12 protein-coding genes are annotated in these 11,994 nt (G+C 69.7%); 8 read left to right on the forward strand and 4 right to left on the reverse strand.

The window, feature by feature from the left end:
- The first annotated feature begins 45 nt into the window (after positions 1–45).
- Positions 46–630 (forward strand): TetR/AcrR family transcriptional regulator, encoded by a 585-nt coding sequence (locus tag ACTWJ8_RS14270; RefSeq protein WP_443264015.1) that lies wholly within the window; start codon positions 46–48, stop codon positions 628–630.
- 182 nt (positions 631–812) lie between these two features.
- Here ACTWJ8_RS14270 and ACTWJ8_RS14275 read toward each other — a convergent pair whose 3' ends face one another.
- The 3 genes from ACTWJ8_RS14275 to ACTWJ8_RS14285 all read right to left on the reverse strand — a co-directional run bounded on the left by ACTWJ8_RS14275 (position 813) and on the right by ACTWJ8_RS14285 (position 3,236).
- The gene (locus ACTWJ8_RS14275) at positions 813–1,622 is read right to left on the reverse strand and encodes an EI24 domain-containing protein (RefSeq protein ID WP_356377351.1); all 810 of its coding nucleotides are present in this window, start codon (positions 1,620–1,622) and stop codon (positions 813–815) included.
- 39 nt (positions 1,623–1,661) lie between these two features.
- Positions 1,662–2,084: an organic hydroperoxide resistance protein gene (locus tag ACTWJ8_RS14280; protein WP_356377349.1), complete on the reverse strand. Its 423-nt coding sequence runs from the start codon at positions 2,082–2,084 to the stop codon at positions 1,662–1,664.
- 126 nt (positions 2,085–2,210) lie between these two features.
- Positions 2,211–3,236 (reverse strand): NADP-dependent oxidoreductase, encoded by a 1,026-nt coding sequence (locus ACTWJ8_RS14285; protein ID WP_443264016.1) that lies wholly within the window; start codon positions 3,234–3,236, stop codon positions 2,211–2,213.
- Between the two features lie 101 nt (positions 3,237–3,337).
- Here ACTWJ8_RS14285 and ACTWJ8_RS14290 point away from each other — a divergent pair, with 101 nt between their 5' ends.
- Positions 3,338–3,775, forward strand: a complete 438-nt coding sequence (locus tag ACTWJ8_RS14290) for a MarR family winged helix-turn-helix transcriptional regulator (RefSeq protein WP_443264017.1) — start codon at positions 3,338–3,340, stop codon at positions 3,773–3,775.
- A 16-nt stretch (positions 3,776–3,791) separates the two neighbouring features.
- On the opposite strand, the gene ACTWJ8_RS14295 is transcribed toward ACTWJ8_RS14290, so the two are convergent.
- The gene (locus ACTWJ8_RS14295; protein WP_443264018.1) at positions 3,792–4,451 is read right to left on the reverse strand and encodes an SCO2400 family protein; all 660 of its coding nucleotides are present in this window, start codon (positions 4,449–4,451) and stop codon (positions 3,792–3,794) included.
- A 215-nt stretch (positions 4,452–4,666) separates the two neighbouring features.
- Here ACTWJ8_RS14295 and ACTWJ8_RS14300 point away from each other — a divergent pair, with 215 nt between their 5' ends.
- The 6 genes from ACTWJ8_RS14300 to mmsB all read left to right on the forward strand — a co-directional run bounded on the left by ACTWJ8_RS14300 (position 4,667) and on the right by mmsB (position 11,968).
- The gene (locus ACTWJ8_RS14300) at positions 4,667–5,824 is read left to right on the forward strand and encodes a mandelate racemase/muconate lactonizing enzyme family protein (protein ID WP_356377339.1); all 1,158 of its coding nucleotides are present in this window, start codon (positions 4,667–4,669) and stop codon (positions 5,822–5,824) included.
- A complete protein-coding gene (locus ACTWJ8_RS14305; RefSeq protein ID WP_443264019.1) occupies positions 5,821–6,828 on the forward strand; it encodes a zinc-dependent alcohol dehydrogenase in 1,008 nt (335 codons plus the stop codon). Before ACTWJ8_RS14300 ends, ACTWJ8_RS14305 begins: the two co-directional genes overlap by 4 nt.
- A 92-nt stretch (positions 6,829–6,920) precedes the next feature.
- Positions 6,921–7,877, forward strand: a complete 957-nt coding sequence (locus ACTWJ8_RS14310; RefSeq protein ID WP_356377334.1) for a hypothetical protein — start codon at positions 6,921–6,923, stop codon at positions 7,875–7,877.
- Between the two features lie 144 nt (positions 7,878–8,021).
- On the forward strand, positions 8,022–9,137 hold the full coding sequence (chvE, locus tag ACTWJ8_RS14315; protein WP_356377331.1) for a multiple monosaccharide ABC transporter substrate-binding protein: 1,116 nt from the start codon (positions 8,022–8,024) through the stop codon (positions 9,135–9,137).
- 30 nt (positions 9,138–9,167) lie between these two features.
- Positions 9,168–10,718 (forward strand): multiple monosaccharide ABC transporter ATP-binding protein, encoded by a 1,551-nt coding sequence (mmsA, locus tag ACTWJ8_RS14320; RefSeq protein ID WP_443264020.1) that lies wholly within the window; start codon positions 9,168–9,170, stop codon positions 10,716–10,718.
- A complete protein-coding gene (gene mmsB, locus ACTWJ8_RS14325) occupies positions 10,715–11,968 on the forward strand; it encodes a multiple monosaccharide ABC transporter permease (RefSeq protein ID WP_443264021.1) in 1,254 nt (417 codons plus the stop codon). The genes mmsA and mmsB overlap by 4 nt, the downstream gene beginning before the upstream one ends.
- The last annotated feature ends 26 nt before the right edge of the window (positions 11,969–11,994 follow it).

An 11,994-nucleotide genomic window follows, 5' to 3' on the forward strand; every position in this document is an offset into this window, starting at 1 on the left:
TTTGTTATCTCTCCGTGACTTCTCGTACGGAGTGAGGTCGGGGCCGTGTCGTACCGTGACGGCATGAGCAGCACCAGGACCGCCAGGAGCGGGGAGCGGCGGGCCGAGATCCTGCGGGCCGCCCTCGACGTCATCGCCGAGCGCGGGTACCGGGGCGCGAGCCTGGCGGCCGTCGCCGAGCGGGTGGGGCTGACCCAGCAGGGGCTGCTGCACCACTTCCCCACCAAGGAGGCGCTGCTCGTCGCCGTCCTCGAGGAGCGCGACCAGTGGGACTCGGTGCCGAGCAGCCAGTGGCGGCTCGATCTGCTGGGCACGCTGGTCGAGTACAACGCGATGCGGCCCGGCATCGTGCAGACCTTCTCCGCGCTGCTCGGCGAATCGGTGACCGAGGGGCATCCGGCGCGGGAGTTCTTCACCCGGCGCTACGTCGGCGTGCGGGAGTCGATGGCCAAGGTGCTGCGCGCCGAGTACGGGGAGCGGCTGCCCGGCGGGCTCACGCCGGAGCGGGCGGCGCCGCTGCTCGTCGCGGTGCTCGACGGTCTGCAGTACCAGTGGCTGCTCGACCCGGAGGCCGTGGACATGCCCGCGTCGGTGCGCGATTTCCTGGAACTGCTGGCCGCGGAGGGTTAGGGCCCTTCTGACGGATCAGGCTGGACGCGGGAGGCCGCAGCCATTCGACTCCGTGAGCGGGGTCTGGTGCGCGCAGATGCAAGGCGGAGGAGGGCGTCAACGCGGAGCGTTGGCAACCGACGACAACGCCGCAGATGTGCGTGCCAGGGCCCGCGACTCCAGCAGGATCCGTCAGGAGGGCCCTAGTTCACCCAGCCCTGGGCGGGAGGAGCCGGTGAGGCGGGCGGGGCCGGCGTGGGGTCGGCGGCGGGGCGTTCGCCCTCCAGTTCGCGGACCATCAGGGTCGCGCCCGCCACGGCGCCCGGCATCAGGAAGACGGCGACGAACGGCACCAGGAACGCGAGCGCCAGCGGGGTGCCGAAGCCCCAGGCGAGGCCCTTGCGGGAGCGCAGCACGGCGAGGCGTTCGCGGACCTCACGGTTGCGCCGCTGCCAGGCCACCGACGTCAGCTCCTCCGTGAGGAAGTAGCCGGTGACGAAGAAGCCGATGACCGGGATCACGGTCTGGCCGACGAACGGCAGGAACCCGAGGGCGAAGAGCAGGATGCCCCACAGGGCGGCGCGCACGAGCAGCCGCAGGCTGTCGCGGGCGGAGATCCACAGCTCCCGCATGAGGGAGAGGCCGGACTCCGGCGCGTGGCCGCCGCTCTCGGAGCGGTCGACCTCCTCGGACAGCGACTCGTAGAAGGGCTGGCCGACCAGCAGGGTCACCGCGGTGAAGGTGAGCACCGCGAGCAGCAGACCGAGGGCGAAGAGGACCGCGGTGAGGAAGCCGCGGAACAGGCCCTGCCACGGGGAGGACCAGCCGTCGGCGAAGGGGGTGACCCAGGAGATGAAGTCGCCGCCCCAGACGGCGAGGCAGACCAGCGCCGCCGCGTAGAGCACGAGGGTGATCAGCCCCGGCAGCAGGCTCCAGCCGTACTGCTTTCCGTGCTGGGCAACCCAACGCTGCCCCTTCATCAAGTAGCCGAAGCCCGCCCCGAGATCACGCATGGCGCAACCCTACGGGACGGGCCCGACCGCACATCAAGCTCAGACGGAGAGCGTGACCGTGATGTTGCCGCGGGTCGCCTTGGAGTACGGGCAGACCTGGTGGGCCTTCTCGACCAGGGACTTGGCGGTGGCCGCGTCCACGTTCGGGATGGCGGCGGAGATCTCGACGATGATGCCGAAGCCCTCGTCGTTCTTGCCGATGCCGACGTTGGCGGTGACGGTCGAGCCGGAGACGTCGGCGCCCTCCTGGCGGGCGACGACGGCGAGCGCGCCCTGGAAGCAGGCGCTGTAGCCGGCGGCGAAGAGCTGCTCGGGGTTGGTGCCCTCGCCGGAGCCGCCCTGCTCCTTGGGCGGGTTGACGACGAGGTCGAGCTTGCCGTCGCTGGTGGAGACGCGGCCGTCGCGGCCGTTCTCGGCGGTGGCGGTGGCGGTGTAGACGACGTCGGACTGCGTGATGGCCATGACCGGCTCCCTCGTTCGCGCGGGCGGTTCTTTCGTTCAGCGGAACGAGGTTACCGAATCACGGAATCAATGGATGTGGCGGGGGTCACTCCCCCGCCACCAGCGCCCGGAAAGCAGGGCTTCCGCTCAGAGCTTGACGATCATCTTTCCGGTGTTGTCGCCGCGCAGGACCCCGAGGAACGCCTCCAGGTTGTTCTCGATGCCGTCGACGAACGTCTCGCGGTACTTCAGCTCGCCGGAGCGGACCCAGGCGCCGACCTCCTGCACGAACTGCGGCTGGAGGTCGTAGTGGTCGCCGACGAGGAAGCCCTCGATGCGGCCGCGGGTCTGGATCAGGCGGGAGAGGTTGCGCGGGCCGGGGGCGGGCTCCGTGTTGTTGTAGACGGAGATCGCGCCGCAGATGGCGATGCGGCCGTCGCGGTTCAGGCGGGCGATGGCCGCCTCCAGGTGGTCGCCGCCGACGTTGTCGAAGTAGGCGTCGACGCCGTCGGGGGCCGCCTCCTTGAGCAGCGTATGGACGTCGCCCGTCTTGTAGTTGAAGGCGGCGTCGAAGCCGTACTCGTCGAGGAGCAGCTTGACCTTCTCGTCGGAGCCGGCCGAGCCGATGACCCGCGAGGCGCCCTTGAGCTTGGCGATCTGGCCGACCTGGCCGCCGACCGCACCGGCCGCGCCGGACACGAAGACGCTGTCGCCCTCCTTGAAGGAGAGGGTGCGCAGCAGGCCCGCGTACGCGGTCAGGCCCGTCATGCCGAGGACACCGAGGTACGTGGACAGGGGCGCGGCGTCCGGGTCGACCTTCACGGCCTGCTTGGCGTCGAACGTCGCGTACTCGCGCCAGCCGAAGAAGTGCAGCACGTGGTCACCGACGGAGACGCCCTCGTCGTTCGACGCGAGCACGATGCCGACGGCGCCGCCCTGCATGGCCTTGCCCAGCTCGTACGGGGCGACGTAGGACTTCGCGGCGCTCATCCGGCCGCGCATGTACGGGTCCACGGAGACGTACAGGTTCTTGACCAGCACCTGACCGGGGCCGGGCTGGGTCACCGGGGCCTCGCGCAGCTCGAAGTCCTCGGGCTTCGGCCAGCCGACGGGGCGGCTGATCAGGGCCCACTCGCGGCCGGTGGCGGGGATCTGGGGGGTGTCGGCGGTCATGCGCTGATCCTTCGTCGTAGGGGTCCCAAATACTTCAGTACCTGAAACAACCATGCCGCTGAATATTTCATGATGTCAAGCAACTGGGTACGCTGGTGGGCATGGCCGCAACGCGTACCCCCCGCACGGACCCCCTCACGCTCGAGGTCGTCGAGCTGATCGGGGAGGTCGTCGCGCGCTACCACCAGGAGTACGAGGAGGCCGCCGCGCGGCACGGACTCACCGGGGCGCAGGCGCGCGTGCTCGGCCTGCTGTCCCTTGAGCCGCTGCCGATGCGGCAGGTGGCGCAGCGCCTGAAGTGCGAGCCGTCGAACGTGACGGGGATCGTCGACCGCCTGGAGAGCCGCGACCTGGTCGAGCGGCAGCCGTCGCCCGGAGACCGGCGGGTGAAGGTGGCGGCCGCCACGGACGAGGGGCGCAGGATCGCGCGGGCCCTGCGCGAGTCCCTGGACTTCGCCCGGGAGCCGCTGGCCGGCCTCTCACAGGAGGAGCGAGTGGCGTTCCGGGACATGCTGCGCCGGATGGTCGGGGCCGCCTGAGCCCCACACCTCCGGGCTAGGTGCACCACCAGAGGAAGCGGTCGCACGTGGCGGCCGGGTCCGGTTCGCCGGTCGGCGTGGCCGACGGGGTGCGAGGGGCCGAGGAGGTCGGCCGGGAGGTCGCGGAGGCGCGGGGTGCGGAGGTCGTCGGCGCGGGGCGCGAGCGGTGGGTCGTCTCGGCGGCGTCCACCGGGGCGGACGAGGTCCGCGTGCGCTCGGGCCGGGGCGGCGTCGAGGCCGGGCTCGAAGGGGTGCGGGAGGCGCGGGACGCCGCGGGGGTGGAGCGCTCGCTCGTCGCGGACGGGGGCGCGGTGCCGGCCTCCTTCGTCGCGGCGGTGGGCGTGTCGGGGGCGGCCTGAGCACGGGTGTCGCCGTCGGAGGGTTCCTCGCCGAGCTGGGCGACCCCGAGTCCGACGCCGCCCGCGACGAGCGCGAGTCCGGCCGTCGCCAGGAGGACCCGGCCGCGCCGACCGGGGCCCGCGGAGCGGTGCGAGCGGCGCCCGACCCGCGCCCTGACCGGGACCGCGGCCCGCCGTCGTGGCTCCTCGTCGACCGCCGCCTCCTGCGCGGCTATCCACTCCCCGTACGCGCGCACGGCCTCGACGGGGGTGCCGCATCCCGGGCAGGTCAGGGCGCCGTTGAGGTGTCTGCGGCATGGATGGCAGTAGTCGTCCATGGTCAACGGAGGCTAGGCGCAGGGCCGGTGAGAGAAAAAGCCCGTCCTGTGAAACTTCTGCACGGAACGCGACGGCACGCGACCGCCCGCCGATCGATGGCAGGGCCATCTGTCGACCCGTGCAGACCCATTGACACCCCATCTGGGCCGACTTACTGTCTCGCCAGCATTTCGAACGAGATACGAAATTTCGAACGGCACAGGGGGCAACTGCCTTGCGGATCACGGGAATCAGCACGCATGTGGTCGGGACTCCGTGGCGGAACCTGACCTACGTACAGGTGCACACCGACGAGGGGCTCACAGGTGTCGGCGAGACCCGGATGCTGGGCCACACCGACGCGCTCATCGGCTACTTGAACGAGGCACAGGCCAACCACATTGTCGGCTCCGACCCGTTCGCCGTCGAGGACCTCGTCCGCCGGATGAAGTACGGCGACTACGGCCGGGCCGGCGAGATCGTCATGTCCGGCATCGCCGTGATCGAGATGGCCTGCTGGGACATCAAGGGCAAGGCGCTCGGCGTCCCCGTGTGGCAGCTCCTCGGCGGCAAGGTCACCGACCGGGTCAAGGCGTACGCGAACGGCTGGTACACCACCGAGCGCACCCCGGAGGCGTACCACAAGGCCGCGCAGGCGGTGATGGAGCGCGGGTACAAGGCGCTGAAGATCGACCCCTTCGGCACCGGTCACTTCGAGCTGGACCATGAGCAGTCCCTGTACGCCGTGTCGTTGATCGAGGCCGTGCGCGACGCGATCGGTCCGGACGCCGAGCTGATGCTGGAGATGCACGGACGGTTCTCGCCCGCCACGGCGATCCGGCTCGCCCGCGACCTGGCGCCGTTCAAGCCCGCGTGGCTGGAGGAGCCGGTGCCGCCGGAGAACCTCAAGGCGCTGGAGAAGGTGGCCGCGAAGGTGGAGATGCCGGTGGCGACCGGTGAGCGGATCCACGACCGGATCGAGTTCCGGGAGCTGTTCGAGAACCAGGCCGTGGACATCCTCCAGCCGGACGTCGGCCACATCGGCGGCATCTGGGAGACCCGGAAGCTGGCGGCGACGGCCGAGACCCACTACATGCTGGTGGCTCCGCACAACGTGGGCGGTCCCGTGCTCACCGCCGCCTCGCTCCAAGTCGGCTTCAGCACCCCGAACTTCAAGATCCTCGAGCACTTCAACGACTTCGCGGACGCGGAGATCAAGAAGGTCGTGAAGGGCGCTCCGCAGGTCGTCGACGGGTACTTCGAGCTGTCCCACGAGCCGGGCCTCGGCGTCGAGCTCGACGTCGACGCGGCGGCCGAGTTCCCGCAGCAGCAGGCCCGCTTCGACCTGTGGGCCGAGGGCTGGGAGAAGCGCGACCCGAAGGCGTCGTCGTGAGTTCCGCGGTCGTCGTCGAGGCGCCGGGCAGGCACCGCGTCGTGCCGCACGAGCCCGCCGAGCCGGGCCCCGGCGAGGCGCGGGTGCGGGTGCACGCCGTGGGCATCTGCGGCAGCGACCGCGAGGTGTACCAGGGCAACCGGCCGGAGGGCTACGTCCGCTACCCGCTGACACCGGGACACGAGTGGTCCGGCGTCGTGGACGCGGTGGGCGACGGGGTGCCGGGCGCGCTGGTCGGGCGCAAGGTCGTCGGCGAGGGCTTCCGCAACTGTCAGGTGTGCGACCGGTGCCATGCCGGTGAGACGACGTTGTGCACGCACGGCTACGAGGAGACCGGGTTCACCCAACCCGGCGCCATGGCCGCGACGTTGACGCTCCCGGCGCGGCTGCTGCACGCGCTGCCCGACGACGCCGACCTCACCGCCGCCGCGCTCCTCGAACCGGCCGCGTGCATCGCCGCCGCCGCGATCAAGGCGGAGGCGCGGCCCGGTCAGCGGGTGGGCGTGGTCGGGACCGGGACGCTCGGGATGTTCGCCGTGCAGTTCCTCGCGGCGGCGTCCCCCGCGGATCTCGTGGTCGTCGGCACGCGGGACGAACGGGAGGCGCTGGCACGGAAGTTCGGCGCCACCGACTTCCGGTTGCGCACGGACGCGCTGCCGGACGACCTCGACGTGGTGATCGAGACCGCCGGGTCCGCCTCCGCAGCGCGTACGGCGGCGTCCCTGCTGCGGCGGGGCGGCCGGCTCGTGCTCACCGGGATTCCGGCGGCCGGGGCGGCGGACGGGCTCGATCCGACGGACCTCGTGGTGCGGCAGCTGGAGGTGCGGACCGTGTTCGGGGCGGCGGCGGACGCGTGGGCCCATGCGGTGCGGATGTTCGGGGCGGGGCTGCTCGATCCGTTGCCGCTCGTGACGCATCAGGTGCCGCTTGAGCGGTTCGCCGAGGCGATCGAGTGGGTGGGGGCGGGTGACCCCGCGGTGGGGAAGGTGCTGTTGCGGCCCTAGGGGCTCCGCCCCGGCCCCGCGCCTCGAACGCCGACGGGGCTGAACCCATCCGAACTGCATCCGAAATCTCGAACAACCCGAAAAGGACCACCGTGACCGACACACCCCGCCGACCCGGCGAACCCGCCCTCTCGGCCCTCGGGCTGAGCGCCCCCGACCACTCCCCCGCCGACGCATCCCCGCACACGTTCCCCGACGGCGGCACCTGGCGCATCGAGATCCCCTCCGTCGAGGGGCCCGAGGCCGTCGCCACCGTGCTCAAGGAGTCCTCGCGGCTCGACGTGCCGATCCACCGCATCAGCCAGGGCAGCGGCGTCTGGATGCTGCGGGACGCCGAGATCGTCGAGATGGTCGAGGCGACCGCCGAACGCGACATCGAGCTCTGCCTGTTCACCGGGCCGCGCGGCACCTGGGACACCGGCGCCTCGGTGCGTACCGACTCGGGCGGCGCCGGGCTGCGCGCCCGGGGCCACGACGCCGTCGCCGGCTGCGTCGAGGACGCCGTACGGGCGACGGAGCTGGGCGTGAAGTGCCTGCTCGTCGCCGACGAGGGCGTGCTGTGGACGCTGCACCGGGCGCGGCGGCAGGGCGTCATCCCGGCCGACACCACGCTCAAGGTGTCCGCGCTGGTCGGACCCGTCAACCCGGCCTCGTACGCCGTGTACGAGCGGCTCGGCGCCGACTCGCTGAACGTGCCGAGCGACCTCACGCTCGCGCACCTCACCGAGATCCGCCGGGTGTCGGCCGCCCCCATGGACATGTACGTCGAGGCGCCGGACGACCTCGGCGGGTATGTCCGGATGTACGAGATCGCCGAACTGGTGCGGCGGGGCGCCCCGTTGTACCTGAAGTTCGGGCTCGCCAAGGCGCCGTCCATCTATCCGTACGGCGCCCAGCTGCGCGACGTCACCCTCGACACCGCCCGCGAGCGGGTGCGCAGGGGCCGCCTCGCGCTCGACCTGCTGGCACGGCACGGGGCCGACGGCGGGATGTCCCCGCTCGGCTCACGGCTGCCGGGGGCGCTGAGCCGCTTCGACACGGGCGAATAACGTTCCGGGCACGCAACTTCCCAGAACTGGACAGGGCCGCGCAGAATCCAACGCATCTCCACGCTCCACCCGACCAACCCCAGCTCCTCGCAAGGGACTTCGCGCCGCCCGCACTTGTGCACTCACACATCAAGGATGATGACCATGCGAAACCGTCGAGCCGTTCTCACCGCGATAGCCGCATCGGCGTCCCTCGCGCTCACCCTGTCCGCCTGCGGCCAGAACAGTGAGGGCGGCAGCAAGGACGAGAAGAAGAGCGCGAAGGGCTCCACCGTCGGCATCGCGATGCCGACCAAGTCCTCCGAGCGGTGGATCGCCGACGGCAACAACGTCGTGAAGTCGCTGAAGGCGAAGGGGTACAAGACCAAGCTGGCGTTCGGCGAGGACGACCCGGACCAGCAGGTCTCGCAGATCGAGAACATGATCACCCAGGGCGTCTCCGCGCTGATCATCGCCGCGATCGACAACAAGTCGCTCAACAACGTCCTTCAGGAAGCCAAGGACGCGAACATCCCGGTCATCGCGTACGACCGCCTCATCCTCGACTCGAAGAACGTCGACTACTACGCGACGTTCGACAACGAGAAGGTCGGCGAGCTGCAGGCCGGCGCGATCGTCAAGAAGCTGGGCCTCGACAGCGGCAAGAAGGGCCCGTTCAACCTGGAGCTGTTCGCCGGCTCCAACGACGACAACAACACCAAGTACTTCTTCAACGGCGCGATGTCCGTGCTCAAGCCGTACATCGACAAGAAGCAGCTCGTCGTGAAGTCCGGGCAGACCAAGCTCAACCAGGTCACGACGCTGCGCTGGGACGGCGCCACCGCGCAGAAGCGCATGGACGACATCCTCACCTCGACGTACAAGAGCGACAAGGTCGACGCTGTGCTGTCGCCGTACGACGGCATCTCCATCGGCATCCTCTCCGCGCTGAAGTCCGACGACTACGGCACGAAGGCCAAGCCGCTGCCGGTCGTCTCCGGTCAGGACGCCGAGGTCGCCTCCGTGAAGTCGATCATCGCGGGCCAGCAGTACGCGACGGTCTACAAGGACACCCGCAAGCTCGCCGAGGTCTCCGTCGACATGGTCGACGACGTGCTCAACGACCGGAAGCCCAAGGTCAACGACACGAAGACGTACGACAACGGCGCCAAGGTCGTCCCGTCGTACCTGCTCACCCCGGTCAGCGTCGACAAGACCAACTACGAGAAGACGCTCATCGACAGCGGCTACTACACCAAGTCCGACCTGGGCCTGAAGTAACCAGGACACGCCTCAGAGAAGGGCACGACCATGGCGGGACCCGTCCTGGAAATGCGCTCGATCGTCAAGACCTTTCCCGGCGTCAAGGCGCTGTCGGACGTCTCCCTGAGCGTCCGCCCCGGTGAGGTCCACGCCATCTGCGGGGAGAACGGCGCCGGAAAGTCCACCCTCATGAAGGTGCTCTCCGGCGTCCACCCGCACGGAAGTTACGAAGGGGACATCCTCTTCGAGGGGGAGCGCTGCGAGTTCAAGGACATCAACGCCAGTGAGGCGCGCGGCATCGTCATCATCCACCAGGAGCTGGCGCTCGTGCCGTTCCTGTCGATCGCCGAGAACATGTTCCTCGGCAACGAACACGCGAGCCGCGGCTTCATCAACTGGCACGAGACGCTGGGCCACGCGACGCGGCAGCTGCGCCGCGTCGGCCTGAACGAGAACCCCAACACCCGCGTCGCCGACATCGGCGTGGGCAAGCAGCAGCTCGTGGAGATCGCCAAGGCGCTCGCCAAGGAGGTGAAGCTGCTCATCCTGGACGAGCCGACGGCCTCCCTGAACGACGAGGACTCGGACACGCTCCTCGATCTGATCCTGGAGCTGAAGGACCAGGGCATCACCTCGATCATCATCTCGCACAAGCTGAACGAGATCCGCAAGGTCGCCGACTCGGTGACGATCCTGCGCGACGGCCGCACCGTCGAGACCCTCGACGTGCGGGCGCCCGAGACCACCGAGGACCGGATCATCTCCGGGATGGTCGGCCGCGACCTGGACAACCGCTTCCCCGACCGCACCCCGCACCAGCCGGAGGCGGGCGCCGCGCCGGCCATGGAGATCCGCAACTGGACGGTGCGCCACCCCATCGACCGGGAACGCAAGGTCGTCGACGACGTGTCGCTCTCCGTGCGGCGCGGCGAGATCGTCGGCATCGCGGGTCTGATGGGCGCGGGCCGCACCGAGTTGGCGATGAACGTCTTCGGGCGCACGTACGGCCGCTACGACGGCGGCGTGGTCCTCAAGGACGGCAAGGAGATCAGCACGCGGCACGTCTCCGACGCTGTCGGGCACGGGATCGCGTACGTCACCGAGGACCGCAAGCACTACGGCCTGAACCTCATCGACACCATCGGCCGCAACATCACGATGAGCGCGCTCGGCAAGGTCGCCAAGCGCGGGGTCGTCGACGAGCACGAGGAGCGGCAGGTCGCCGAGGGCTACCGCAAGTCGATGAACATCAAGGCCCCCACGGTCTTCGAACCCGCGGGCAAGCTGTCGGGCGGCAACCAGCAGAAGGTCGTCCTCAGCAAGTGGATCTTCGCGGGCCCCGATGTGCTGATCCTCGACGAGCCGACGCGCGGCATCGACGTCGGCGCCAAGTACGAGATCTACACGGTGATCGACAAGCTCGCGGCCGAGGGCAAGGCGGTCGTCTTCATCTCCTCCGAGCTGCCCGAGCTGCTCGGCATGTGCGACCGCATCTACACGATGGCCGCGGGCCGCCTGACCGGCGAGGTGCCGCGCGCCGAGGCGACGCAGGAATCGCTGATGCGCCTGATGACGAAGGACAAAGAGGTAGCGCGATGAGCACGAACGTGACGGACAAGATCCCGGCGGCCGCGCCGCCACCGCCGCCGGGCAAGGCCGGCGAGACCGCGGGGGGCGGCCTCCTGCAACTCGTCGTGGACGGCATGCGCCGCAACATGCGCCAGTACGGGATGCTGATCGCGCTCGGCCTGCTGGTCGCCGTCTTCGCGGTGTGGACCAACGGCGACCTGATCCTGCCGCGCAACGTCTCCAACCTGGTGCTCCAGAACAGCTACATCCTGATCCTCGCGATCGGCATGATGCTGGTCATCATCGCGGGCCACATCGACCTGTCCGTCGGCTCGTTGACGGCGTTCGTCGGGTCGACGGCCGCCGTGCTCACGGTCAGCCACGACATGTCGTGGCCGCTCGCCATGGTCCTCTGCCTGGTCATGGGCGGCATCGCGGGCTCCATCCAGGGCTGGCTCATCGCGTACGGCGGCATACCGTCGTTCATCGTGACCCTCGCGGGCATGCTGGTGTGGCGCGGGCTCACCGAGATCCTGCTCAAGGGGCAGACCCTCGGCCCGTTCCCCGACGGCCTCCAGAAGATCGGCAACGGCTTCCTGCCCGCGGTGGGGCCGAACACGAACTACCACAACCTCACGCTGCTGCTCGGTGTGCTGCTCGCCGCCGCCGTGGTCTGGCAGGAGCTGCGCGACCGGCGCAGGCAGCGCGAATTCTCCCTGGACGTCGTCCCGTTCAACCTGTTCGTGCTGAAGATCGTCGCGATCGTCGCGGCGATCGCGACGGTGACGCTGCTGCTCGCCAGCTACAAGGGCACCCCGATCGTCCTGATCATCCTCGGCGCCCTCGTGGTCGGCTACGGCTACGTCATGCGCAACTCGATCTTCGGCCGGCACATCTACGCGATCGGCGGCAACCTGCCTGCCGCGAAGCTGTCCGGCGTGAAGGACAAGAAGGTCTCCTTCTACGTCTTCCTGAACATGGGCGTGCTCGCGGCCCTGGCCGGCCTGGTCGTCGCGGCCCGCCTCAACGCGGCCTCGCCGAAGGCGGGCCTCAACTTCGAACTCGAGGCGATCGCCGCGTCGTTCATCGGCGGCGCGTCGATGAGCGGCGGCGTCGGCACCATCCTCGGCGCGATCATCGGCGGTCTCGTCCTCGGCGTGCTGAACAACGGCATGAACCTGCTCGGCGTCGGCTCCGACTGGCAGTCGGTGATCAAGGGCCTGGCCCTGCTCGCCGCGGTCGGCTTCGACGTGTGGAACAAGCGCAAGTCCGGTTCGTAGGTCAGGTTTCACATCTCACTTCAGGA

This window comes from Streptomyces sp. SDT5-1 (genome assembly GCF_052245995.1).
In the GTDB taxonomy this organism is placed as follows: Bacteria; Actinomycetota; Actinomycetes; order Streptomycetales; family Streptomycetaceae; genus Streptomyces.

Coding starts and splice junctions, on each gene's coding strand:
- ACTWJ8_RS14275 (WP_356377351.1), bottom strand. CDS start 1,622: ATGCGTGATCTCGGGGCGGGCTTCGGCTACTTGATGAAGGGGCAGCGT.
- ACTWJ8_RS14280 (WP_356377349.1), bottom strand. CDS start 2,084: ATGGCCATCACGCAGTCCGACGTCGTCTACACCGCCACCGCCACCGCC.
- ACTWJ8_RS14285 (WP_443264016.1), bottom strand. CDS start 3,236: ATGACCGCCGACACCCCCCAGATCCCCGCCACCGGCCGCGAGTGGGCC.
- ACTWJ8_RS14290 (WP_443264017.1), top strand. CDS start 3,338: ATGGCCGCAACGCGTACCCCCCGCACGGACCCCCTCACGCTCGAGGTC.
- ACTWJ8_RS14295 (WP_443264018.1), bottom strand. CDS start 4,451: ATGGACGACTACTGCCATCCATGCCGCAGACACCTCAACGGCGCCCTG.
- chvE (WP_356377331.1), top strand. CDS start 8,022: ATGCGAAACCGTCGAGCCGTTCTCACCGCGATAGCCGCATCGGCGTCC.
- mmsA (WP_443264020.1), top strand. CDS start 9,168: ATGGCGGGACCCGTCCTGGAAATGCGCTCGATCGTCAAGACCTTTCCC.
- mmsB (WP_443264021.1), top strand. CDS start 10,715: ATGAGCACGAACGTGACGGACAAGATCCCGGCGGCCGCGCCGCCACCG.